Origin of the sequence: Pseudomonas reactans, from assembly GCF_013385825.1 — a bacterium.
Taxonomy (GTDB): domain Bacteria; phylum Pseudomonadota; class Gammaproteobacteria; order Pseudomonadales; family Pseudomonadaceae; genus Aquipseudomonas; species Aquipseudomonas reactans.
Genome location: NZ_JACAPG010000006.1, coordinates 221079 through 245418, shown reverse-complemented (window position 1 = coordinate 245418; position 24340 = coordinate 221079). Strand labels below are relative to the sequence as shown.

20 protein-coding genes are annotated in these 24340 nt (G+C 60.6%); 7 read left to right on the top strand and 13 right to left on the bottom strand.

Annotated elements, in window-relative coordinates:
• Positions 1-13: 13 nt before the first annotated feature.
• The 7 genes from HX868_RS07215 to mreB form a co-directional block, all read right to left on the bottom strand.
• Complete coding sequence (locus HX868_RS07215; RefSeq protein ID WP_122723739.1) at positions 14-862, bottom strand: carbon-nitrogen hydrolase family protein; 849 nt, start codon at positions 860-862, stop codon at positions 14-16.
• 48 nt (positions 863-910) lie between these two features.
• Positions 911-4726: a YhdP family protein gene (locus HX868_RS07210; RefSeq protein ID WP_177002403.1), complete on the bottom strand. Its 3816-nt coding sequence runs from the start codon at positions 4724-4726 to the stop codon at positions 911-913.
• 76 nt (positions 4727-4802) lie between these two features.
• Positions 4803-6260: a ribonuclease G gene (gene rng / locus HX868_RS07205; protein WP_177002402.1), complete on the bottom strand. Its 1458-nt coding sequence runs from the start codon at positions 6258-6260 to the stop codon at positions 4803-4805.
• A gap of 70 nt (positions 6261-6330) precedes the next feature.
• Positions 6331-6927, bottom strand: coding sequence for a Maf family protein (locus HX868_RS07200; protein WP_177002401.1), 597 nt, complete (start codon positions 6925-6927; stop codon positions 6331-6333).
• Between the two features lie 51 nt (positions 6928-6978).
• On the bottom strand, positions 6979-7467 hold the full coding sequence (gene mreD, locus HX868_RS07195; RefSeq protein ID WP_177002400.1) for a rod shape-determining protein MreD: 489 nt from the start codon (positions 7465-7467) through the stop codon (positions 6979-6981).
• Positions 7467-8567 (bottom strand): rod shape-determining protein MreC, encoded by a 1101-nt coding sequence (mreC, locus tag HX868_RS07190; protein WP_177002534.1) that lies wholly within the window; start codon positions 8565-8567, stop codon positions 7467-7469. Before mreC ends, mreD begins: the two co-directional genes overlap by 1 nt.
• Positions 8568-8707: 140 nt before the next feature.
• Positions 8708-9745: a rod shape-determining protein MreB gene (gene mreB, locus HX868_RS07185; protein WP_002555108.1), complete on the bottom strand. Its 1038-nt coding sequence runs from the start codon at positions 9743-9745 to the stop codon at positions 8708-8710.
• Between the two features lie 210 nt (positions 9746-9955).
• On the opposite strand from mreB, the gene gatC reads away from it, so the two are divergent.
• From gatC to HX868_RS07155, 6 genes are read left to right on the top strand one after another with little or no spacing between them, the layout of a single operon-like run.
• Entirely contained in the window at positions 9956-10243 is a 288-nt protein-coding gene (gatC, locus tag HX868_RS07180; protein WP_010213142.1) for an Asp-tRNA(Asn)/Glu-tRNA(Gln) amidotransferase subunit GatC, read from the top strand.
• 16 nt (positions 10244-10259) lie between these two features.
• Complete coding sequence (gene gatA, locus HX868_RS07175) at positions 10260-11711, top strand: Asp-tRNA(Asn)/Glu-tRNA(Gln) amidotransferase subunit GatA (RefSeq protein ID WP_177002399.1); 1452 nt, start codon at positions 10260-10262, stop codon at positions 11709-11711.
• A gap of 10 nt (positions 11712-11721) precedes the next feature.
• On the top strand, positions 11722-13167 hold the full coding sequence (gene gatB, locus HX868_RS07170) for an Asp-tRNA(Asn)/Glu-tRNA(Gln) amidotransferase subunit GatB (RefSeq protein ID WP_177002398.1): 1446 nt from the start codon (positions 11722-11724) through the stop codon (positions 13165-13167).
• 48 nt (positions 13168-13215) lie between these two features.
• Positions 13216-13587, top strand: a complete 372-nt coding sequence (locus HX868_RS07165) for a septal ring lytic transglycosylase RlpA family protein (protein WP_095014709.1) — start codon at positions 13216-13218, stop codon at positions 13585-13587.
• 58 nt (positions 13588-13645) lie between these two features.
• Positions 13646-14692, top strand: coding sequence for a calcium/sodium antiporter (locus HX868_RS07160; RefSeq protein ID WP_095014708.1), 1047 nt, complete (start codon positions 13646-13648; stop codon positions 14690-14692).
• Positions 14689-15066 carry a carboxymuconolactone decarboxylase family protein gene (locus HX868_RS07155; protein WP_177002397.1) on the top strand — a complete coding sequence of 126 codons (378 nt, stop codon included), beginning with the start codon at positions 14689-14691 and terminating at the stop codon, positions 15064-15066. The genes HX868_RS07160 and HX868_RS07155 overlap by 4 nt, the downstream gene beginning before the upstream one ends.
• 43 nt (positions 15067-15109) lie before the next feature.
• On the opposite strand, the gene HX868_RS07150 is transcribed toward HX868_RS07155, so the two are convergent.
• From HX868_RS07150 to kdgD, 5 genes are all read right to left on the bottom strand, one after another.
• Positions 15110-16051, bottom strand: coding sequence for an AEC family transporter (locus tag HX868_RS07150; RefSeq protein ID WP_033899317.1), 942 nt, complete (start codon positions 16049-16051; stop codon positions 15110-15112).
• 163 nt (positions 16052-16214) lie between these two features.
• Positions 16215-17768, bottom strand: a complete 1554-nt coding sequence (gene garD / locus HX868_RS07145; RefSeq protein WP_177002396.1) for a galactarate dehydratase — start codon at positions 17766-17768, stop codon at positions 16215-16217.
• Positions 17769-17779: 11 nt separating this feature from the next.
• Positions 17780-19144 carry an MFS transporter gene (locus HX868_RS07140; protein WP_058423015.1) on the bottom strand — a complete coding sequence of 455 codons (1365 nt, stop codon included), beginning with the start codon at positions 19142-19144 and terminating at the stop codon, positions 17780-17782.
• 191 nt (positions 19145-19335) lie between these two features.
• Positions 19336-20781 carry an aldehyde dehydrogenase family protein gene (locus HX868_RS07135; RefSeq protein WP_177002395.1) on the bottom strand — a complete coding sequence of 482 codons (1446 nt, stop codon included), beginning with the start codon at positions 20779-20781 and terminating at the stop codon, positions 19336-19338.
• A gap of 54 nt (positions 20782-20835) precedes the next feature.
• Positions 20836-21747: a 5-dehydro-4-deoxyglucarate dehydratase gene (gene kdgD, locus HX868_RS07130; RefSeq protein WP_177002394.1), complete on the bottom strand. Its 912-nt coding sequence runs from the start codon at positions 21745-21747 to the stop codon at positions 20836-20838.
• A 234-nt stretch (positions 21748-21981) separates the two neighbouring features.
• On the opposite strand from kdgD, the gene HX868_RS07125 reads away from it, so the two are divergent.
• Positions 21982-23136: a phospholipase gene (locus tag HX868_RS07125; protein WP_177002393.1), complete on the top strand. Its 1155-nt coding sequence runs from the start codon at positions 21982-21984 to the stop codon at positions 23134-23136.
• A 395-nt stretch (positions 23137-23531) separates the two neighbouring features.
• On the opposite strand, the gene HX868_RS07120 is transcribed toward HX868_RS07125, so the two are convergent.
• A complete protein-coding gene (locus HX868_RS07120; RefSeq protein ID WP_177002392.1) occupies positions 23532-24278 on the bottom strand; it encodes a FadR/GntR family transcriptional regulator in 747 nt (248 codons plus the stop codon).
• Positions 24279-24340: the final 62 nt, after the last annotated feature.

The window sequence follows — 24340 nt, the reverse complement described above, 5'->3', positions numbered from 1 at the left end:
TATGGCCTTAAATTCATCGTTCCGAAGCAGGTCGCTGTGCGCCCTGCGAGAAAAAGCGCCGATGGTTGACCACCGGCATGCGCGTCCGTATCGACGCCTGTTCATTGCTATCGCGTTCGGCCAGCAACACCGCTTCGCCTTGATCCTGTTGTGTCAGCACACGGCCCCAAGGGTCGACAATCGCCGCATGACCATAGGTTTCCCGTGGCCCCGGATGCACACCGCCTTGAGCCGCCGCCAGCAGGTAACACTGGGTCTCGATGGCGCGTGCGCGAATCAGCACATCCCAATGCGCCGCGCCGGTCACCGCCGTAAACGCCGACGGCGCGGTAATCAACTCTGCCCCCGCCGCACGCAACTCGCTGTACAGCTCGGGGAAGCGCAGGTCGTAGCACACCGTCAGGCCCAACCGGCCAACAGGCGTGTCCGCTACCACCACATTGCCTCCGAAAGCATAGTCGTCGGATTCGCGATAACGACCGCGGGCATCGGCGACATCCACATCGAACAGGTGCAATTTGTCGTAACGGGCAACGATTTCGCCCTGATCATCTACCAGCAACGAGCAGGCATTGGACTTGGCGTTCGGCTGGTCCTTTGGCGGCAGCGGCAAAGTACCAGCCACTATCCATAAGGTGAGGTCGCGGGCGGTCTGTTTCAACCACGGCAGGATCGGGCCTTCGCCCAATGCTTCGGCGCGACCGATGTCGGCCACGTCGCGGCGGCCCATGGCAGCGAAGTTTTCCGGCAATACCGCCAGCTTCGCCCCACCCGCAGCAGCTTGTTCCAGCAAGCGCCGGGCCTGGGCCAGGTTGGCCAGCACATCGCTCTGGCTGACCATTTGAATTACCGCAAAGGACATGGGCCGTCTCTCCGTAATGAGCATGCGGCCATGCTACTCCACAGGCCCTCAGTTTGGCTTTTCAAATGGTTTGTCGAAGGTGATTTTCGGGTCCTTCCACGGCCCTTCGACCTTGTATTGCACACTGGCGAAACGTGAAACCCGATCACCGATCAACTTGTCGATCAGGAACAACGCACCGCCAATAGCCGGCGCACCCACGATCAGCGCTGCGATCGGCAGGTTGTTGGTCACCGGCAGGGTGACCAGCAGCTTGGCGTCGACACGGTCTGCGACCAGGTCCAGGGTGCCGTTTAGCTCCAGGTTAGTCGAAGGTCCGGTCATGGTGATCGGTTCACGGGTCACGAATACCCCATTGCTCGCCGCCAGCAAGCCCTTCACACGGTCATAGCTCAAGCCCTTGCCGAGCAAGTCCGAGAAGTCCAGGCGCAGACGCCGCCCGATGGAGTTAAAGTTCAGCAGGCCAAACACCCGCAACGCCTGGGCACCGCCTTCCACCTCTACAAACTGGCCGTTGCGGAACGCCGCATCCAGGCTGCCGGAGAAGCGCTTGGGCCCGACATAGGCTGGCGAACCGGGCCAGCGACCATCCACATCCAGATGGAAATCCTGGCTGGTGACGGTAGGCGCATAACCCCACCCCTTGAGCACATCGCCGATATTCTTGCCATCCAGTCGGCCCTTGTACCAACTGCTGCTGTCACCAGCCGCCCCTTCCCAACCACCCGCACCCTTGAGCTGCATGCCCTTGAGGCCGAGGTCGAGGTTATTGAAGGCCAGGCCTTTGGCGGTCGGGCGGATTTTCAGCGACCAGGCGCCTATCAGGTCAGGGCCCTGGAACAGTTGATCGATGGCGATATCCAGCGCAGGGATATTTTTGGGGTCGACATCGGCCAAGGGGTCCGGTGCGTTTTCATCAGCCTGCACCGTCGGATCCACTGCCGGCAGCTTTACATACTGCAGGTTGATCGCAATCGGCGCGCCTTTGGCGTCCGGCAGGTTGACCGTGCCCTTGGCCTGCTGGCTGTCGAGCTGCAAACCCCAGGCCGCGGGCTTGCGGTCCAGCAGGAGGTTGACCTGATCGAACTGGGTACCAAAGCCGGTCAGCTTGCCCACCTTGAAGTCAGCGCCGCTGAGCAACTGCTTGGCGCTGCCGCCCGGGTCGTTGCCCGCGTAGCGGTCTACCAGCTTCTTCCACGGGTCGATATCGAGTTCAGACAGCACGCCGCGAATGCGCAAGCCCTTGGCTCCTGGCAACACAGCATCGCCATCACCGAGGAATAGCTCTCCTCGCCCCTCATTGAATTTGTCCGGCGGCGCCGCAAAGGTGAAGTTGGCCAGCTCGCCGTAGTCGAACCAATAACGCCGCTCGGCACCTTGCAAAGTCATGCGGAACACGCTGTCACGCCCCTGGCTCGCCGGCATGCCGAACGGAGCGGGTAAATCCACGGCCACGCCCTTCAGGTTGGAGCTGACCATCAGTTGGCTATCGGCACCGTCCAGGGTCAGTTGCAACTGGTAGGGAATATCGCCGGACACCGGCAACGGCTGGCTGACTTTCAACCAGTCCGTCAGTCGCTTGACCGTTACCTGGCCCTTGGCAGTCACACGCGTACTGATATTGCCCGGCTTGCCATCGGCAACGATCTGCGCGGAGATCGGCCGGTCGAACGCTTGGGCCGTGATGTTCTGGCCACTGAGGCCTTTGGCGCTGTCGAAGCGGAAGTCGCCCTTGAGCTGAGTGAGGTCCAGAGTCGGCTCGGCCAGTTGCAGGCGTGCTTTATCCGTCTTGAAGTCCACCACGATTTTCGGCTCGGTGCCCTTCGCCAACGGTACATCCAGGTCAAGGCTGCCTTGCAGGTCGCCCTCACCCTTCCACCCGGCAAAGGTCGATGCGGTGCCGATCGGTGCTTCCTGAAGGATTTTCAAACCGTCGCCCAAACCACCGGCAAACCCGCCGGTCAGCAACAGATGACTGTCCTTGCCCGCCGGCGCGTGGGGGATATTGACGTAGACGTCCTTGACCTTGGTGTCGAGCAACTGGCCCTTGCTGGCCAGGATGCGCACGCCGCTCTCCTCGACAAACACTTCGCCACTGACCTTGCTCACATGCGGCCAGCCAGGCTGGAACGCCAGTTCGGCGTCATGCACCTTGAAGAACAGGCTGATATTGCGTGAAGCCGGCAGCGCGTCGTGGTCCAGCGAACCCTGGTACTGGAAGAAGCCCTGGTCCACCGCGCCCTTGAGAATCGCCGTGCGCAGCCATTCATCCAACGCCGGGCTCAACACCGCCGGCAGGTATTTGGGGGTGAAACGCCCATCGCCATCGACCATGCCGACCCGCAGGTCCATGTAGTCTTCCTGGTCGTGGTCGAAATGCAGGCGAATCAGGAAGTCGGCAGCGACCTTGCCCTCCTCACCCAGCACCTTGATATACGGGGCGATCAGGGTAAAGCCTTGCTTATCGAGCTTCCACGTCAGGCGCGCATTGGCCTGGATGTACTGCCACGGCTTGGCAAAGATCGGGTCGAGGTGCAGGGAAAAGTCCTTGCTGTCCATGCGCAACTCGCCATGCCCCAAGTCACCGCTGATACTACCGGACACGTTGCGCGCGGCGGGTGCGCCAAAGTAGGCATCAAAACCGATGCGTTCGAGGTTGGCGGCGAAGCTGACTTTTTGATCCGTCGTATCTTGAGGACGGAAATCCACCAGCACATTACGCAGCAGGCCCGTGGCCTTGAGGTGCTGAATGGTCTTGGCGAAACCCTCCGGCAGTGGCGCCAGGGCATTGAGCAGTGGCGTGATCGGCGTCAGATCCAGGCGGTCGGCCTGGAGCTTCCAGACTTCCTGATCCTTGTCGGTGGCCAGGGTTTGCTGAAGTTGCAGGCGCGATTCCCAGCGGGTTTCCCCCAGGTTCATCGCCAGCGAGTCGAACAGCACCTTGAGACCGGTATCGCTGCGTTGCAGGTAGGCGGTGAGCGCCAGGTTCTCGATATGCACAGGTTTGCGGTCGGCGTAGCTGCCTTTTACCTGCGGCGAGTTGAGGCGCACCACCGCGCTTTGCACGGTGCCTTTGGCCCAGATCAGCCAGAATTCACCGCCAGCCTTGAATTGTGTGAGCTTCCATTGCTGGGTCAGCTTGGCCGGGATCCACTTGGCCCAGTCGCTTTGCGGCAGGCTCAGGTACGCCTGGACTTCGCCGTCCTTCCACTGGTTGGCGCGAATGCGCGTGCGCAGGTTCACCGCCAAGGGTTGACCGTCGGGCAGCGTCAGGCGCGCATCCAGGCGTTGACGGGTGATGCCGGTGTGCAGGCTCAGGCCGACATACGTCAGGGTTACCGGCGCCTGGTCAAACGGCTGCAAAGTCACCTGACTGTCGAGCAGCGACACGCGCTTGACCTTTTGCATGTTCTTGAGCAACTGCTCAGGGTCCACGGGCTGGTCGTCCTGCACCGGCAGGCCCTGCAACGCCCATTTACCGTCCTTGTCTTCCTTGACGCTGAGCTGCAAGCCACTGACTTGCAGATGGGCAATGCGAACTTCACGGGCCATCAGGCTGGCCCACATATCCGGCACCACTTCGACCTGATCCAGGCGCAAGGCACTGCTGCCCTCGCCCACCATCACATCGTGGGCCCGTAATACCGGCGCGAAGCCGCTCCAGCGGCCTTCAAGGCTGCCAATGTGCAACGGCATGTCCACCGCGGCCTGGGCCTTGGCTTCGATCTCCGCACGGTACTCGGCCACCAGCGGCGTCAACTCGCGCCCCAGGCTCACATACACCGCTGCCAATACCAGCAGCAAGGCACAGAGGCCCAGGCCCCAACGGGTCAAAGCGGCAAAAAAGCGTATCAGACGCTCCATGTCAGGCGACCCTCAAGACAGTAGTCGGACGGCAGATCAAGGTCTGCCCGTCTCGTAAAAAGAAAACGATTGGGGATCAGAGCAGCACCACGTCATATTGTTCCTGGGAATACATGGTTTCGACCTGAAAGCGTATCGTGCGCCCGATAAACCCCTCCAGCTCGGCAACGTTACCGGATTCTTCGTCCAGCAACCGATCGACCACTTTCTGGTTGGCGAGCACTCTGTAACCTTCGGCCTGGTAGGCTCGCGCTTCTCGCAGGATTTCGCGGAAAATTTCGTAGCAAACGGTTTCCGGGGCCTTCAATTTACCGCGGCCCTGGCAACTGCTGCACGGCTCGCACAGCACCTGTTCCAGGCTTTCGCGGGTGCGCTTGCGCGTCATCTGCACCAGGCCCAGCTCGGTGATGCCAATGATGTTGGTCTTGGCGTGATCGCGCTCCAGCTGTTTCTCCAGGGTACGCAGCACCTGGCGCTGGTGCTCTTCATCTTCCATGTCGATGAAGTCGATGATGATGATGCCGCCCAAGTTGCGCAGGCGCAGTTGGCGCGCGATCGCGGTGGCCGCTTCGAGGTTGGTCTTGAAGATGGTTTCTTCGAGGTTGCGATGGCCGACGAACGCGCCGGTGTTAACGTCGATGGTGGTCATGGCTTCCGCCGGGTCCACTACCAGGTAGCCGCCGGACTTGAGCGGCACTTTGCGTTCCAGGGCTTTCTGGATTTCGTCTTCGACGCCATACAGGTCGAAGATCGGTCGCTCGCCGGGATAGTGTTCCAGGCGGTCGGCAATTTCCGGCATCAACTCGGCAACAAATTGCGTGGTGCGCTGGAAGGTTTCCCGCGAGTCGATGCGAATTTTCTCAATCTTCGGGCTGACCAGGTCGCGCAGCGTGCGCAGGGCCAGGCCGAGGTCTTCATAGATCACACTGGGCGCGCCGATGGTCTTGATCTGTGCGCCGATCTGGTCCCACAGGCGCCGTAGGTAGCGGATATCCATGAGGATTTCATCGGCGCCGGCACCCTCAGCGGCGGTGCGCAGGATGAATCCGCCCGCTTCCTTGATGCCTTCGGCCGCCACACAGTCGCTGACCACCTTTTTCAGGCGCTCGCGCTCGGCTTCGTCTTCGATTTTCAGCGAGATGCCGACATGCGCAGTACGCGGCATATACACCAGGTAACGCGACGGAATCGACAGTTGAGTCGTCAACCGCGCGCCTTTGGAACCGATAGGGTCCTTGGTGACTTGCACCACCAGGCTCTGCCCTTCATGCACCAACGCGCTGATGCTTTCCACCGCTGGCCCTTCGCGCAGCGAAATTTCCGAAGCATGGATAAATGCGGCACGGTCCAGGCCGATGTCGACGAATGCCGCCTGCATCCCTGGCAACACCCGCACCACCTTGCCTTTGTAGATATTGCCGACGATCCCGCGCTTCTGGGTGCGCTCAACGTGCACTTCTTGCAGAACACCGTTCTCTACCACCGCCACGCGCGATTCCATCGGCGTGATATTGATCAGAATCTCTTCACTCATGGCTGGGTCTCGTTCAGGCGTTTTCACAATAGTGACCGATCGCTTAAGGCTGGGCGCTGGAGTACGGCGTTCAGCGCGCGGTAAGGTTTTGCCAACAGGGTATGCCGAATTGGCCGAGCAGTTGCGCGGTTTCGCACACCGGCAGGCCTACCACGGCGGAATAACTGCCATTGAGCCCGGCGACAAAGACCGAGCCCAACCCTTGGATAGCATAGCCGCCCGCCTTGTCTTGGGGTTCGCCGCTGTGCCAGTAGGTGGTCGCTTCCTCGACGGAAATCCCGCGAAACCGTACACGACTGCTTACACAAACAGTCTCACAGCGTTGGCCGTCGGTGAGGGCAATGGCGGTCAGCACTTCATGCTCACGCCCCGCCAGCACCACCAACATTGCCAGGGCATCGGCCTGATCGACGGGCTTGCCGAGGATTTTGCCATCGACAATTACGGCGGTATCGGCACCCAACACGCAGGCGTCGGCAGTGTTTTCGAGCGCAGCAAAACCCGCCGCTGCCTTGCCACGCGCGAGGCGCTCGACGTAGGCAACGGCGGGTTCGTTTGTAAGAGGAGTTTCATCGATAGCGGCGCTGACCACGGTGAAAGGCACACCGATCTGGGTCAACAATTCACGTCGCCTCGGGGAGCCCGAGGCCAGGTAAAGCGAATTCATTGCAGACTCTCCCTGTAGGGTTCGATAACCAGGCAGAGCCTCGCAATCCATTCAATTGATTTTATAGCGACGACGCAACCCACGCAGACCGAAGCTGATCCATGGCCACAGCAAGGCACTGACCAACGCCGGCAATACCAGCGCCAGGGTTGGCTGGCGGTTACCGGTCAACGCACTCAGCCATAGCTGAACCAGCTGTGCCAGGCCGAAGATCACCAGGATCACCAGGCATTGCTGCCACATCGGGAACATCCGCAGGCGCTGCTGCAACGACAGCACCAGGAAAGTGATCAGGGTCAGGATCAACGCGTTCTGACCCAGCAAGGTGCCATAGAGCACATCCTCCGCCAAGCCCAGGAACATCGCCGTGACCATGCCGACCTTATGCGGCAGGTTCAGCGACCAGAACGCCAGCAACAGTGCCAGCCAGAGCGGGCGCAGGATTTCCATGAACTGCGGCAAGGGCGAAACGCTCAGCAGCATGCCGACAGCAAAGGTCAGCCAGACGATCCAGCCGTTGCGCGAATGAGTACTGGCCATTATTCCTCCCTCTGCCGCGTGGTTGCCGGGGCAGCTGCCGGAGGCTTGGCAGCCGGGGTCGCGGCCGGCGGTTTAGTCACGGTTGGCTTGGCAGGACGCGTGTTGTGGGCTGCCGGCTTGACCGGGGTGGCTACAGGCGCTGGCGGAGCCGCCGCCGGAGCAGGCGGCCCGACGAATGCCGGCTTGGGCACGGTCGCCGGAACGATCGGCGCTGTACCGTTTTGCTTGTCCTCCGCTTCCTGGGCCTGCGCGGCATCGTTGGCGCGCTCTTCCGGCGTGCGATTGTCGCTGAACACCAACAGCAGGTAGCGGCTGCGGTTCAGGGCGGCAGTCGGCACGGCACGCACAATGGCGAACGGCTGGCCGGAATCGTGGATCACTTCCTTGACCGTCGCCACCGGGTAACCCGCCGGGAAACGCTGACCCAGGCCGGAGCTGACCAACAGGTCGCCTTCCTTGATGTCAGCGGTGTCCGCCACATGGCGCAATTCCAGGCGCTCCGGGTTACCTGTGCCGCTGGCAATTGCGCGCAGCCCGTTACGGTTCACCTGCACCGGGATGCTGTGGGTGGTGTCCGTCAGCAACAATACCCGCGAGGTGTAGGGCATCAGCTCAACCACTTGGCCCATCAGGCCACGGGCGTCGAGCACCGGCTGGCCCAGGACCACACCGTCGCGCTCACCCTTGTTGATGATGATGCGATGGGTGAAGGGGTTGGGGTCCATACCGATCAACTCGGCCACTTCGACCTTTTCATTGACCAGCGCGGAAGAATTGAGCAACTCGCGCAGCCGAACGTTCTGCTCGGTGAGGGCCGCGAGCTTTTGCATGCGCCCCTGCAACAGCAGGTTTTCGGTCTTGAGTTTTTCGTTTTCGGCGACCAGTTCGGTGCGGCTGCCAAATTGGCTGGCCACGCCCTGGTACAGACGTTGCGGCAGGTCGGTGATCCAGTAAGTCTGCATCAACACCAGCGACATCTGGCTGCGCACGGGCTTGAGCAGTGCAAAACGGGCATCGACCACCATCAGCGCGACCGAAAGCACGACCAGCACCAACAGGCGCACGCCCAATGAGGGGCCTTTGGCGAAAAGCGGTTTAATAAGCCGCTCCTCCCAGGCAAATGTTCTCTTTATTCATACGGCATCTAACCGGCCTGGATGCAGATTGAAGAAGATAAACGCCAACAGGCAGCACTGCAAAGTGCTGCCTGTGGGCGAAACATGGGCTAATCAGCAAATGCTTATTCGCTGGAAAGCAGGTCCATGGTGTGTTTATCCATCATTTCCAGTGCACGACCACCGCCACGGGCAACGCAGGTCAGCGGGTCTTCGGCGACGATCACCGGCAGGCCAGTCTCTTGGGCCAGCAGCTTGTCGAGGTCACGCAGCAAGGCGCCACCACCGGTCAGCACCAGGCCACGCTCGGCGATGTCGGAAGCCAGTTCCGGCGGCGATTGCTCCAGGGCGCTTTTCACCGCCTGAACGATGGTTGCCAGGGACTCTTGCAGAGCTTCCAGCACTTCATTGGAGTTCAGGGTGAAAGCACGTGGAACGCCTTCGGCCAGGTTGCGACCGCGCACGTCAACTTCGCGCACTTCGCCGCCTGGGTAGGCGGTGCCGATTTCCTGCTTGATGCGCTCAGCGGTGGATTCACCGATCAGGCTGCCGTAGTTACGACGTACATAGGTGATGATCGCTTCGTCGAAACGGTCGCCGCCGACGCGTACGGATTCGGCATACACCACACCGTTCAGGGAGATCAGGGCGATTTCAGTGGTACCACCACCGATATCCACCACCATCGAGCCGCGTGCTTCTTCAACCGGCAGGCCGGCACCGATCGCAGCCGCCATTGGCTCTTCGATCAGGAACACTTCACGGGCACCGGCGCCAAGGGCCGATTCACGGATGGCACGGCGCTCAACCTGGGTGGATTTGCACGGAACGCAGATCAGCACACGAGGGCTGGGCTGCAGGAAACTGTTTTCGTGAACCTTGTTGATGAAGTACTGCAGCATCTTCTCGCAGACGCTGAAGTCGGCGATCACGCCGTCTTTCATCGGACGAATGGCGGCAATATTGCCGGGTGTACGGCCGAGCATGCGCTTGGCCTCGGTGCCGACGGCAACGACACTTTTCTGGTTACCGTGCGTCCGAATAGCCACAACCGATGGCTCATTCAGGACGATACCGCGCTCGCGCACGTAAATAAGGGTGTTGGCAGTGCCCAGGTCAATGGAAAGATCGCTGGAAAACATGCCACGCAGTTTCTTGAACATGGGAAAGGGACCCTAGGCAACGCGTGGGTAAAAAAGTGCGGCAAACTCTAACAACGACAGGGATTTTGGGCAAGGCGCCAATGTGCTAAATTGGCCGACTTTCTGTGCACCTAACCCCACAATCGCGGCCGTAAGACCGTAGAAATGCGGTAGTGTTCCGACAATCTAACACACGGACAGCCTCCGTTCTGTTTTCCACTGGAGATTCCCATGACGCTTGAACGCTCCGACGTGGAAAAAATCGCGCACCTGGCCTCGCTTGGCCTCAATGATGCCGATCTTCCACAGACCACCGCAGCCCTGAACAGCATTCTCGGGCTGGTCGACCAAATGCAGGCCGTGAATACCGACGGTATCGAGCCTTTGGCTCACCCGCTGGAAGCCAGTCAGCGCCTGCGCGCAGACGTCGTGACCGAGAGTAATAATCGCGAGGCCTACCAGTCCATCGCGCCAGCGGTCGAAAACGGCCTGTACCTGGTTCCGAAAGTCATCGACTAAAGGGAAAGAGCCTGCAATGCATCACATGACTCTGGCCGAGATCGCCCGCGGTCTCGCCGACAAAAAGTTTTCTTCCGAAGAGCTGACCAAGACCCTGCTGGCGCGCATCGCCGAGCACGATCCAAAGGTCAACAGCTTCATCAGCCTCACCGAAGAACTGGCCCTGAGCCAGGCCAAGGCCGCCGACGTACGTCGCGCCAACGGTGAAAATGGCGCGCTGCTGGGCGCTCCAATCGCCCACAAAGACCTGTTCTGCACCCAGGGCATTCGCACCAGCTGCGGCTCGAAGATGCTCGACAACTTTAAAGCACCCTATGACGCCACCGTGGTATCCAAGCTGGCTGCCGCCGGGGCCGTGACCCTGGGCAAGACCAACATGGACGAATTCGCCATGGGTTCGGCCAACGAGTCGAGCTACTACGGCGCGGTGAAAAACCCGTGGAACCTGGAGCACGTGCCCGGCGGTTCGTCCGGCGGTTCGGCGGCCGCGGTTGCCGCGCGCTTCCTGCCGGCAGCTACAGCCACCGATACGGGCGGCTCGATCCGCCAGCCTGCGGCCTTCACCAACCTCACCGGCCTGAAGCCGACCTACGGTCGCGTTTCCCGTTGGGGCATGATCGCCTACGCGTCCAGCCTCGATCAGGGCGGCCCTCTGGCGCGCACCGCCGAAGACTGCGCAATTTTGTTACAAGGCATGGCAGGCTTCGACAAACAGGATTCCACGAGCATTGACGAGCCAGTGCCGGACTACAGCGCCAGCCTGAACACCTCGCTCAAAGGCCTGCGCATCGGCGTGCCGAAGGAATACTTCAGCGCCGGTCTCGACCCACGTATTGCTGAGCTGGTGCATAACAGCGTCAAGACCCTGGAAAGCCTGGGTGCCGTGATCAAGGAAATCAGCCTGCCGAACAACCAGCACGCGATTCCTGCGTACTACGTGATCGCGCCGGCAGAAGCCTCTTCCAACCTGTCGCGGTTCGACGGCGTGCGTTTCGGCTACCGCTGCGAAAATCCGAAAGACCTCACCGACCTTTATAAGCGCTCCCGTGGCGAAGGTTTCGGTGCCGAAGTGCAACGCCGGATCATGGTCGGCGCCTACGCCCTGTCGGCCGGCTACTACGACGCGTACTACCTCAAGGCGCAGAAAATCCGTCGCTTGGTGAAGAACGACTTCATGGCAGCCTTTGAGCAAGTCGACGTGATCCTCGGCCCAACCACGCCGAACCCGGCCTGGAAGCTCGGCGCCAAGAACGGCGACCCGGTGGCTGCGTACCTCGAAGACCTGTACACCATCACCGCCAACCTCGCAGGCCTGCCGGGCTTGTCCATGCCTGCCGGTTTCGTCGATGGCCTGCCGGTCGGCGTGCAACTGCTCGCCCCGTATTTCCAGGAAGGCCGCCTGCTCAATGTGGCGCACCAGTACCAGTTGAACACCGACTGGCACACTCGCACCCCTACCGGCTTCTGAGGAGAACACTATGCAATGGGAAGTTGTGATCGGGCTGGAGATTCATACCCAGCTCGCCACCCAATCGAAGATTTTCTCCGGTAGCGCCACCACGTTCGGCTCCGAACCGAACACCCAGGCCAGCCTGGTTGACCTGGGCATGCCCGGCGTACTGCCGGTGCTGAACCAGGAAGCGGTGCGCATGGCGGTGATGTTCGGCCTGGCGATTGACGCCGAGATCGGCCAGCACAACGTGTTCGCGCGCAAGAACTACTTCTACCCGGACCTGCCCAAGGGCTACCAGATCAGCCAGATGGAACTGCCGATCGTTGGCAAGGGCCACCTGGACATCCCCCTGGAAGACGGCACCATCAAGCGTGTCGGCGTCACCCGCGCGCATCTGGAAGAAGACGCTGGCAAGAGCCTGCACGAAGAGTTTATCGGCTCTACCGGCATCGACCTGAACCGTGCTGGCACGCCGTTGCTGGAGATCGTCTCCGAACCGGACATGCGCAGCGCCAAAGAAGCCGTGGCCTACGTCAAGACCATCCACGCCTTGGTGCGCTACCTGGGCATCTGCGACGGCAACATGGCCGAAGGTTCGCTGCGTTGCGACTGCAACGTGTCGATCCGTCCAAAGGGCCAGGTCGAGTTCGGCACCCGCTGCGAAATCAAGAACGTCAACTCGTTCCGCTTCATCGAGAAGGCGATCAACAGCGAAGTGCGTCGCCAGATCGAGCTGATCGAAGACGGCGGCAAAGTCATCCAGCAGACCCGCCTGTACGACCCGAACAAAGACGAAACCCGCGCCATGCGCAGCAAAGAGGAAGCCAACGACTACCGTTACTTCCCCGATCCGGACCTGTTGCCGGTGGTGCTTGAGGATTCGTTCCTCAACGACATCCGCGCCACCCTGCCGGAACTGCCGCAGCAGAAACGCGAGCGCTTCCAGGAGCAGTTCGGCCTGTCGGTCTACGATGCCAGTGTCTTGGCCTCCAGCCGCGAACAAGCCAACTACTTCGAAAAAGTTGTGAGCATTGCCGGCGACGCCAAACTGGCGGCCAACTGGGTGATGGTTGAGCTGGGCAGCCTGCTGAACAAACAGGGCCTGGAAATCGACGAAGCCCCGGTATCCGCCGAGCAACTGGGCGGCATGCTGCTGCGCATCAAGGACAACACCATCTCCGGCAAGATCGCCAAGACCGTGTTCGAAGCCATGGCCGCAGGCGAAGGCAGCGCGGACGAGATCATCGAGAAGCGTGGCCTCAAGCAGGTCACCGACAGCGGCGCGATCTCGGCTGTATTGGATGAAATGCTCGCGGCCAACGCCGAGCAGGTCGAGCAATACCGTGCGGCAGACGAAGCCAAGCGCGGCAAGATGTTCGGCTTCTTTGTGGGCCAGGCGATGAAAGCCTCCAAAGGCAAGGCCAACCCGCAACAGGTGAACGAATTGCTGAAAAGCAAACTCGAAGGCTGACCAGCACACGCGCCCCTTCGGGGGCGCACTTTTTCGGGGACACCTTGCATGAAGCGTCTACTCGGCCTCCTGGCCTTGTTCTCCCTGTTGGCCGGCTGCGCCAGCGGCGTCATCAACCCCAACGGCTACGACGAAACCGGCACCGCCTCCTATTACGGCGCCCGGCACCATGGCAAAAAGACCGCCAGCGGTGAACCCTTCAACCAGAACGCCCTGACCGCCGCCCACCGGCAATTGCCGTTCGGCACCCAGGTCAAGGTCACCAATCTCGACAACGACAAATCCGTGGTTGTCCGCATCAATGATCGCGGCCCGCATACCCGTGGGCGGCTGATCGATCTTTCACGCAAGGCGGCCGAGCAGCTGGGTATGATCGGCAGCGGTACGGCGCGTGTACGCGTACAAGCGCTGAGCAACTAGAGACGGAGCCCTGGCCATTTTCGGATTAACCGCCCTCTCGCCCTGGAGCCTGCTGGAATTGGTCAGCGGCCTGGTGCTGCTGATCATCGGCGCCGAAATCCTCGTGCGCGCCGCCGTGCGCCTGGCCGCGAGCCTCAAGGTGCGTCCGCTGATCATCGGCCTGACGATCGTGGCCTTCGGCAGCAGCGCGCCGCAGATGACTGTCAGCCTGCAAGCCACCCTGGCTGGCAACACCGATATCGCGGTGGGCAGTGTGATCGGCAGCAGTATCTTCAACATTCTGGTGACCCTGGGCCTGTCGGCGCTGATCATTCCGCTACGGGTTTCGCGCCAGTTGGTGCGCCTGGATATTCCGGTGATGATCCTCGCCGGGTTGCTGGTGTTCACGCTCGCCGCCAATGAGGAACTCACGCCGATTGATGGCCTGGTGCTGCTCGTTGCCCTGGTCGCTTACCTCGGCGTGCTGCACTACCAGACCCGTCATTCGCGCCGCCCACGCACACTGGACACTGTCGCCCGCGCGCCCTGGCTGAGCAGCGTGTTGCTGATGCTCGGTGGCTTACTGATCCTGGTGCTGGCCGGGCATTTACTGCTGGGCGCCGCAGTGGATGTGGCAGGCGACCTGGGCCTGTCGGAACGTGTGATTGGCCTGACCCTGATCGGCGTGGGCACCTCGCTGCCATGCCTGGCGACCTCGCTGATTGCCGCCCTGCGCGGCGAGCGGGAAATTGCCGTGGGCAACGTGATCGGCAGCAACCTGTTCAACCTGCTCGGCGTGTTGGGCCTGACCGCGCTGCTCGCGCCCTCGCCGCTGTCGGTATCGCCCAACGCCCTGGATTTCGACCTGCCGGTGATGCTCGGCGTAGTCGTGCTGTGCCTGCCGGTGTTCTACACCGGCTACCGCGTGACCCGCGCCGAAGGCCTGGTGCTGCTGGGCCTGTACCTGGCGTACGGGCTGCACGTGATGGCGTTTACCACCGGCATGCCCCTGGCCACCAAGCTTGAACAACTGATGCTGTACTACGTCCTGCCAGTGCTGGTGGCTTTTCTGTTGTTCAGCACGCTGCGAGCCTGGCGCCGCCAACACAAGAGGGAATCGCAATGACCGATCAGAAAAAGCCCGGGGTTGAAATGCGTCGCCAGGTCATGGGCGATGTGTTCGTCGACCGCGCCCTGGGCAATGCCACCGAGTTCACCCAGCCGCTGCAGGATTTCGTCAACGAGCACGCCTGGGGCAGTGTGTGGAACCGCGAAGGCTTGCCGCTGAAAACCCGCAGCCTGATCACCCTCGCCGCCCTTACCGCGCTCAAGTGCCCCCAGGAGCTGAAGGGCCATGTGCGCGGCGCGCTGAACAATGGCTGTACCGTGGAAGAGATCCGCGAGGCGTTGCTACATTGCGCAGTGTATGCGGGTGTACCGGCTGCCATCGACGCATTCCGCGCTGCCCAGGAAGTCATCGACACCTACGACACCCTGTAGGAGCCGGCTTGCCGGCGATTGGCCCTCACAGACACCGTAACATTCAGATCCAACCACCTGCCTGCAACACAAAAATCCCAATATTCGTGGTCACCGCCGCCATCAAGGTGGTGATCACGATAATCGCCGCCGCCAGCTCATGATTACCCTCGGCCGCCCTGGCCATCACAAAACTGGCGGCTGCGGTCGGCGCACCGAAGTACAGAAACAGAATCCCCAACTCCGGCCCGCGAAAGCCCAGCAACCAAGCGCCTAAGGTCGCCGCAACCGGCAGCCAGACCATCTTCATCAAACTCGCGCTCAGCGCCCGATTGCCGCTCTTGCGCAACGCTGCCAGTGACAAGGTGCCGCCAATGCAGATCAAGGCCAACGGCAAGGTGGTATCCGCCAGATACTGCATGGATTTTTCCAACCAGCCCGGCAGGCCAATCTGAAAATAAGCGAACGGCGCCGCCACGATCACGCTGATGATCAGCGGGTTGGCCACCACACTTTTGCAGATGCTCCACGGATCGGACTTGATCACCGGGCTGTACACCGCCAACACGATGGTCGACAGCGTGTTGTAGAACAGGATCACCAGCGCCGCGAGAATCGCACCGAGGGAAATCCCATAGTCGCCGTACATGCTGGCCGCCAGCGCCAAGCCAATCACGCCGTTATTGCCGCGAAACGCGCCCTGGGTGTAGATGCCCCGGTCTTCACGCGGGCAACGAAAGATCGCCCAGCCCCAGGCCAGGGCGAAGCTAAGCAAGGTCGCAACCGCAAAGTAGATCAGCAGCCCCGGCTTGAGCGCCGAGTGCAGGTCGGCATGCAGGATGCCGAGGAACAGCAGCGCCGGCATGGTGACGTTGAACACCAGGGACGAGGCCGTGTGGATGAAATTGTCGTTGATCCAGTTGATGCGCTTGAGCAACACCCCCAGGAACAGCATGGCAAACACCGGCGCGGTGATGGTGAGGGTGGTGAGGAAGATTGCCAGCATGCCGGGGAGAACCTTGGTGAGCGTCGTTAGGTGGCTAATGATAAGCCAGTGTAGGCCGCTTCGTCTGGTCTACCGCTATCGGGGGCAAGCCCCCTCCCACCTTGAATGTGTTCACCGATCCAAATGTGGGAGGGGGCTTGCCCCCGATGCTGGCGACTCGGTCTCAGGTAATCGGTGCCGGGTTGAACAAGGTGATGTCGTTATGCAGCTTGTGATGCTCCGCCCACGTTTGTTTCTTGCCGCTGGCCACATCCAGGTAAAAGTGAAACAACTCCCACCCCAATTCCTCGATGCTCGCCCGCCCAGTCGCAATACGCCCAGCGTCGATATCGATCAGGTCCGGCCAACGCTGTGCCAGCTCCGTACGCGTCGACACCTTCACCACCGGCGCCATCGCCAGCCCATACGGCGTGCCACGCCCAGTGGTGAACACATGCAGGTTCATGCCCGCCGCCAGCTGCAAAGTGCCGCACACAAAGTCGCTGGCTGGCGTGGCGCAAAAGATCAGGCCCTTGCCCTTGAAGCGCTCGCCAGGGCCCAGCACGCCATTGATCGCGCTGCTGCCGGATTTGACGATAGAGCCCAGGGACTTCTCGACAATGTTCGACAACCCGCCCTTCTTGTTGCCCGGCGTGGTGTTGGCACTGCGATCCGCCTCGCCCTTGGCCAAGTAACGGTCGTACCAGTCCATCTCGCGGACCAGTTCCTGGGCAACCGCCTCGCTTTCAGCGCGAGACGTCAGCAAGTAGATAGCATCGCGGACTTCAGTCACTTCGGAAAACATCACCGTCGCTCCGGCCCGCAGCAGCAAATCCGAGGCATAGCCCAGCGCAGGGTTGGCGGTGATACCGGAAAACGCATCACTGCCGCCGCACTGCATGCCCAGGATCAACTCCGACGCCGGCACGGTTTCCCGGCGGCGCTGGTCGAGTTTCTTCAAGCGCGTCTCGGCCAGCGCCATGATCTGCTCGATCATCTCGCTAAAGCCGTGGCTGGAATCCTGCAGGCGATACAGCCAGGGCTCACTCAGGTCGACCGAGCTATCGTTGTCGTGCATCACCTGCCCGGCCTGCAATTTCTCGCAGCCCAGGCTGATTACCAAGGCTTCGCCCCCCAGATTCGGGTTGCGCGCCAGGTTGCGCACCGTGCGGATCGGAATGTAGGCATCCGTCGCGGTGATCGCCACGCCGCAGCCGTAGCTGTGGGTCAGCGCCACCACGTCATCGACATGTGGGTACTTGGGCAGCAATTCATCCTTGATGCGCTTGACCGCATGGTCCAGCACGCCGGTGACGCACTGCACCGTGGTGGTGATGCCAAGGATATTGCGCGTGCCCACCGTGCCATCCGCGTTGCGGTAACCCTCGAAGGTAAACCCTTCCAGCGGCGCCTGGGCCTCAGGCACCTCAGTGGACAGTGGCAAGCTGTCCAACGGCGGCGCGGTGGGCATGCGCAGTTGATCCTCCTGCACCCAACTGCCGCGCGGGATCGGTGCCAAGGCGTAACCGATGGTCTGGCCGTAGCGAATAATCTGACCGCCTTCGGGGATGTCTTCCAGGGTCACCTTGTGGCTCTGCGGGATGAAATCCACGGTCACCAGGCCGTCCGGGAATTCGGTCCCGGCCGGAACGCCCTGGTCATTGACCACGATCACCACGTTGTCGCGTTCGTGCAAACGAATCGAGCGCGGCGAGTCGGCATGTTCAATCAACTGCATCACACGGCCCCTCAGGAATGCGCTTCGGTTAGGTTGGTCAACTCTGGCCCTTTGGTAGGCGGCTCTTTGAGGACTACACGTTTGATCGGCCCAACGATGACCAAGTAGCTGAACACCGCCACCAGCGCGTTGGCGCCTACAAACACCAAGGCCCATTTGAACGAGCCGGTGGTGCTGATGATGTAGCCGATCACAATCGGGGTAGTGATCGACGCGAGGTTACCGAATGTATTGAACAAGCCGCCACTGAGGCCGGCGATTTGTTTCGGCGAGGTGTCGGACACCACCGCCCAACCCAGTGCGCCAACGCCTTTACCGAAGAAGGCCAAGGCCATGAAGCCCACCACCATCCATTCGATATCCACGTAGTTGCAGGCCACGATGCTGCTGGAGATCAGCAGGCCACCAATGATCGGCGCTTTACGGGCGAAGGTCAGGGAATGACCTTTGCGTAGCAGGTAATCGGAAATCACCCCGCCGAGCACGCCGCCGATAAACCCGCAGATCGCCGGCAGCGAGGCAATGAAACCGGCCTTGAGGATGGTCATGCCACGGTCCTGCACCAGGTACACCGGGAACCAGGTAAGGAAAAAGTAGGTGATACCGTTGATGCAATACTGGCCCAGGTACACGCCGAGCATCATGCGGTTGGTCAGCAACTGGCGGATGTAATCCCACTTCGGACCGTCGGTTTTCTTACCCTTGCCTTTGTCCTGATCCATATCGACCATCGCGCCATTGGCGGCGATGTGATTGAACTCAGCTTCGTTGATCATCGGGTGCTGACGCGGGCTGTGGATAACTTTCAGCCAGATCAGCGAGAAAATGATGCCGATCACACCCATCACGATAAACACGTGCTGCCAACCGAAGCTGTAGACGATCCAGCCCATCAGCGGCGCAAACAGCACCGTGGCGAAGTACTGCGCCGAGTTGAAGATCGCTGAAGCCGTACCGCGTTCAGCCGTAGGAAACCACGCGGCCACAATACGGGCATTTCCGGGAAACGATGGCGCTTCGGCCAAGCCCACCATAAAGCGCAGCATAAACAGCGCAACCACTGCGGTGGAGACACCAAACTCACCGACATAGCCTTGCAGCACGGTGAACAGTGACCAGGTGAAGATGCTCAGGGCATAGACTTTCTTCGAGCCGAACCGGTCCAGCAACCAGCCACCGGGAATTTGCCCGGCCACGTAGGCCCAACCGAATGCAGAGAAGATATAACCGAGGGTGACCGCGTCGATGCCGAGGTCTTTTTGCAGGCTGGAGCCCGCGATGGCGATGGTGGCCCGGTCGGCGTAGTTGATCGTGGTCACCAGGAACAGCATGAGCAGGATCAAATAGCGGACGTGGGTCGGCTTGGTCGCTTGCATGTAGAAGTACTCCCACTAATTATTTTTTTTGCGGGTAATGGTGGTGTGTTGCTGCCCACTGTAGGAGCGAGCTTGCTCGCGAAAACCTCAAAAGCACCACGCGCATCCTGAATGTCCGCGTATTCGTTGACGTTTTTCGCGAGCAAGCTCGCTCCTACAGGGAATCAGCCCCCGTCATAGGGGGCTGCGAGTTACGAACCGATGTAGCTGGTCTTCACCACGGTGTAGAACTCTTGCGCATAGCGACCTTGCTCACGCGAACCATAGGATGAGCCCTTACGGCCACCGAACGGAACGTGGTAGTCCACACCGGCAGTCGGCAGGTTGACCATCACCATCCCGGCTTGGGAGTGGCGCTTGAAATGGTTGGCGTATTTGAGCGAGGTGGTGGCAATGCCCGCCGACAAACCGAACTCGGTGTCGTTGGCCATGGCCAGCGCCGCTTCGTAATCCGCCACGCGCACAACGTTGGCCACCGGCCCGAAGATCTCTTCACGGCTGATGCGCATGGCCGCTTCGCTGTCGGCAAACAACGTTGGGGCCAGGTAGTAGCCTTCGGTGTCACAGGTGACCAGGCCGCCACCGCTGACCAACCGCGCACCTTCGCTTTGGCCGATGTCGATGTACTTGAGGTCTTGATCCAACTGCGCCTGGGAAACCACTGGGCCGATGTCGGTGCCACTTTTCAGCGCGTGGCCGACCTTGATCGACTTCATGCGTTCGGCCATGGCCGCGACGAACTGGTCATGGATACCAGCGGTGACAATCAAGCGGCTGGAAGCGGTGCAACGCTGGCCGGTGGAGTAGAACGCGCTCTGCACCGACAGCTCGACAGCCTGCTTGAGGTCGGCGTCATCAAGGATGATCTGCGGGTTCTTGCCGCCCATTTCCAACTGCACTTTGGCCTGGCGCGACACACAGCTGACGGCGATCTGACGACCCACACCGACAGAACCGGTGAAGCTGATGCCATCGACCTTCGGGCTGTTGACCAGCACGTCACCGACCACGCGACCGCTGCCCATTACCAGGTTGAACACGCCGGCCGGGAAGCCCGCACGGGAAATGATTTCCGCCAGTGCCCAAGCGCAGCCCGGCACCAGTTCAGCCGGCTTGATCACCACGCAGTTGCCGTAGGCCAGGGCCGGGGCGATTTTCCAGGCGGGGATGGCAATCGGGAAGTTCCACGGCGTGATCAGGCCGACCACACCCAAGGCTTCTCGGGTGACTTCGACGTTCACGCCCGGACGTACCGACGGCACGTAGTCGCCGGAAAGACGCAGGCATTCACCGGCAAAGAACTTGAAAATGTTACCGGCGCGAGTCACTTCGCCGATGGCTTCAGGCAGGGTCTTGCCCTCTTCACGGGCCAGCAGGGTGCCGAGTTCTTCGCGGCGCGCGAGGATTTCGCTGCCGACTTTATCCAAGGCATCGTGGCGTGCCTGAATCCCGGACGTGGACCAGGCCGGGAATGCGGCGCGGGCCGCGTCGATGGCAGTGTTGACTTGGGCAACGTCAGCCTTGGCGTATTCGCCAATGACATCGGACAACTCCGACGGGTTGAGGTTGACGCAATAGTCAGCGCCGGCCACCCACTGGCCATTGATGTAGTTATCAAAACGTTGGACTTGAGACACGAATCTTCTCCTGACGCAAAAGGCCGCTGATCTCTCAGCGGCCTTGTGGATAATTTATTGCGGACCTTGCTTGTCGATCAGCGCGGCCAGGGCTTCATATTCTTCCGGCAACAGGTCGGTCAGCGGCGTCCGCACCGGGCCTGCGTCGTAGCCGGCGATTTTTGCACCGGCCTTGACGATGCTCACGGCATAACCGGACTTGCGGTTACGGATGTCCAGGTACGGCAGGAAGAAATCGTCGATGATTTTGGAAACGGTGGCGTGATCGTCCTTGGCAATCGCGTGGTAGAAGTCCATCGCGGTTTTCGGGATGAAGTTGAACACCGCCGAGGAGTACACCGGTACGCCCAGGGCCTTGTAGGCAGCGGCGTAAACCTCTGCCGTCGGCAGGCCGCCGAGGTAACTGAAACGATCACCGAGGCGGCGACGGATCGACACCATCAACTCGATATCGCCCAGGCCATCCTTGTAGCCGATCAGGTTCGGGCAGCGCTCGGCCAGGCGTTCCAGCAGCGGCGCAGTCAGGCGGCAGACGTTACGGTTGTAGACCACCACACCAATCTTGACCGATTTGCACACAGCCTCAACGTGGGCGGCAACGCCGTCCTGGCTGGCTTCGGTGAGGTAGTGCGGCAGCAGCAGCAGGCCTTTGGCGCCGAGGCGCTCGGCTTCCTGGGCGTATTCGATGGCTTGGCGAGTCGAGCCGCCGACACCGGCCAGGATCGGCACGCTGGTGGCGCAGGTATCAACCGCGGTTTTCACCACTTGGGAATATTCGCTGGCAGCGAGGGAGAAAAACTCACCGGTGCCGCCGGCAGCGAACAAGGCGGTAGCGCCGTACGGGGCCAGCCATTCCAGACGCTTGATGTAACCCGCCTGGTGGAAGTCACCCTGGGCGTTGAAATCGGTCACCGGGAAAGACAGCAGACCGTGGGAGAGGATGGACTTCAGTTCTTGTGGATTCATTATTCGAACACCCTGGGCGAAGACTTTCTATCGAAAGGTTGTTGTTGGTTTTGATGATGTCGTACGTCATCGTACAACTATAAAAAGATTCGTCAACTGCAATTCATCAGACTTCATTGTGGGCGCTTTGAATGCGCGCCTTCTTGACGTAGGAAATTTTTCCTCTATTCTCGATTTAACTGTATATGTATACAGTTACCAAGGAAGATTCCTACGACATAGCAAGGAGCTAACATGTCAGGTCTTGAACTCGCAGCACCCGAAAAGAACCCACCTACCTTGCGTTTCGAAGGCGGTGAACACACGGCCATCGGCGATGAAACCCTGTTGCGCTTCGTCAAGGACGCCCCGGCGATTCCCGCCCATCAAGTCGAGTTGCACCTGCCCAACGGGCTGGCGCTGACCTATGGCCAAGTGATCGCCCTGGGCGGTGATTTCTATGGCATCCCCGGTCAACCGATCAGCGATGGCGCCTCCCCTGCCGAGCGCGTCCAACGCTTTACCGCCGCCTTCAACAGCCTGGCAGTAATGCCCGCCTCGCGGGAAGAAGCGCACAAGATCCTCGCGGTGATGCAAAAGGAGATCACTGCGGTCAAGCAGGCGATCAAAGATGGCAAACAAGCTCATGAAGCCTATGACGCCTTGGGTGATACGTTGTCCGAGGAATGGAACCGCATCACTGGCGGCGGCAGCGCGGTTTCGGCGCTGATTCCATTGGGACGTTACCTGAAACTGGCGGCGGACAATGCCGACCACTTCGGCGAATGGGCGCTGTCGGCCTATCTGGCGGGGCACACGGCGGCGCTGCAACAAGCCGTCGTGGCGCACCAGACCGGCACCGACCAGGCGCTGGAACTGGCGTACGCCATGAACAGTTTTGCTGATCACTTTTTGACCGATCTGTTCTCGGCCGGCCATCTGCGTGTACCGCGTAAACAACTGGCAGCTGTGGTGACGCCAGGTGAGTTGGGCTCGCTGATCAGCCGTTTCATGCACGACGAAGACAGCAAGTTCGGGCTCAAGGTACGTAACGCCATGGGCGATCAGTGGCACGCGTATGGGGACAAGCGCTACTTCGACGCGATTGATGCGGACAATCGGGTGCAGGTCAAACGTGCGGTGCAAGCTTCGGCGGATGAGATTTTCGACACTTTTATGAGTGGTGTCGCGCCCTCCCCGGCCAATTTCAAGGCGCCGTTGTATGTGCCGGACCTGAACGCGGCGCAGAACCCGGCGAATAATTTTTCGCCGCTATTCAAGGCGGAGGGAGACAAGGTATTGCGTCGCAAGGACGTGAATGACCTGAACGACAAGCACTGGACGAATGATTGGTGGGGGTGGAGTACGTATTTGTTGCTCAAGGACTATAAGCCCAACACGCCAACTTGATCACTGCCGACTGTCGCAACTGTGATTTCTAACAGTTACGTCCAGGCCATCAAACGCTCATAAATTGCCTCAAGAGCCCATAGGTGGGTCCTTGGGGCTTTTTGATGCACCCGCTTGTGCATTTAACTTTCCTATCCCCTGCAAGCCACGAGGTTCATATGCGTATTTACTGCCATATCCAGCCACAATCGTCAGGTCGCGCCCACAACCCCAGTTATTTCGAACTGGAACGGGATGCTCAGGTAGGAGATTTCGTATATTACGAGCTAGCCAAGCTTTGGGTGGTTGTAAGAGCCAAGTACATTTTCATGGCTGTAGAGGTTGAAGGCAGCACTATCGTGCTCGATGCCCTACCTACTGACCCGCCCACTACCATTCGCCCGCCGGCCGCTTGATCAGCCTGCCCGCTCTGCCTCTTCATGGGCATGGCGCAGCCGCTCCCGGCTATTGGTCAAATGCAACCGCATCGCCGCCCGCGCCGCGTCCGAGTCCTGACGTGCAATCGCTTCATAAATCTCTTCATGCTCACGACTCAAGCGCCCCATGTAGTGCTGCTGGTCATCATGGGCCAGGCGCGCCGAATTCAGGCGGGTGCGCGGAATGATGCTGGTGCCCAGGTGGGTCATGATGTCGGTGAAGTAGCGGTTGCCGGTGGACAGGGCAATTTCCAGGTGGAATGCAAAATCGGACGCCACCGCATCGCCGGCGTGAGCCGCGCTTTCATTCAGGGCATCGAGCGCCGCGCGCATGGCGGCCAGTTGCTCATCGCTGCGGCGCAACGCGGCCAATCCAGCAGACTCGACTTCCAGACTGATCCGCAGTTCCAGGATCGCCAGCACATCACGCAGGGTCACCACGGTGGCCGGGTCGATACGGAAACCGCTCGGGCTTGGCGTATCCAGCACAAAGGTGCCGATACCATGACGGGTCTCGACCTGCCCCGCCGCCTGCAAGCGTGAAATGGCTTCACGCACCACCGTGCGGCTGACACCATGGGCATCCATGATCGCCGACTCGGTGGGCAACTTGTCGCCTCGCTTGAGCTGGCCGTCGCGGATTTGCTCGGACAACACCGTGACCAATTCCTGGGCAAGGCTGCGGCGCTTGCGGGGAAGACGAGGGGCGGTGTTGGCGTTTTCCATGATGGATCATCTTTCTCGGTGAGCTTGAGCACGCATCATAGCCCATGGTGGTTGTACGATCA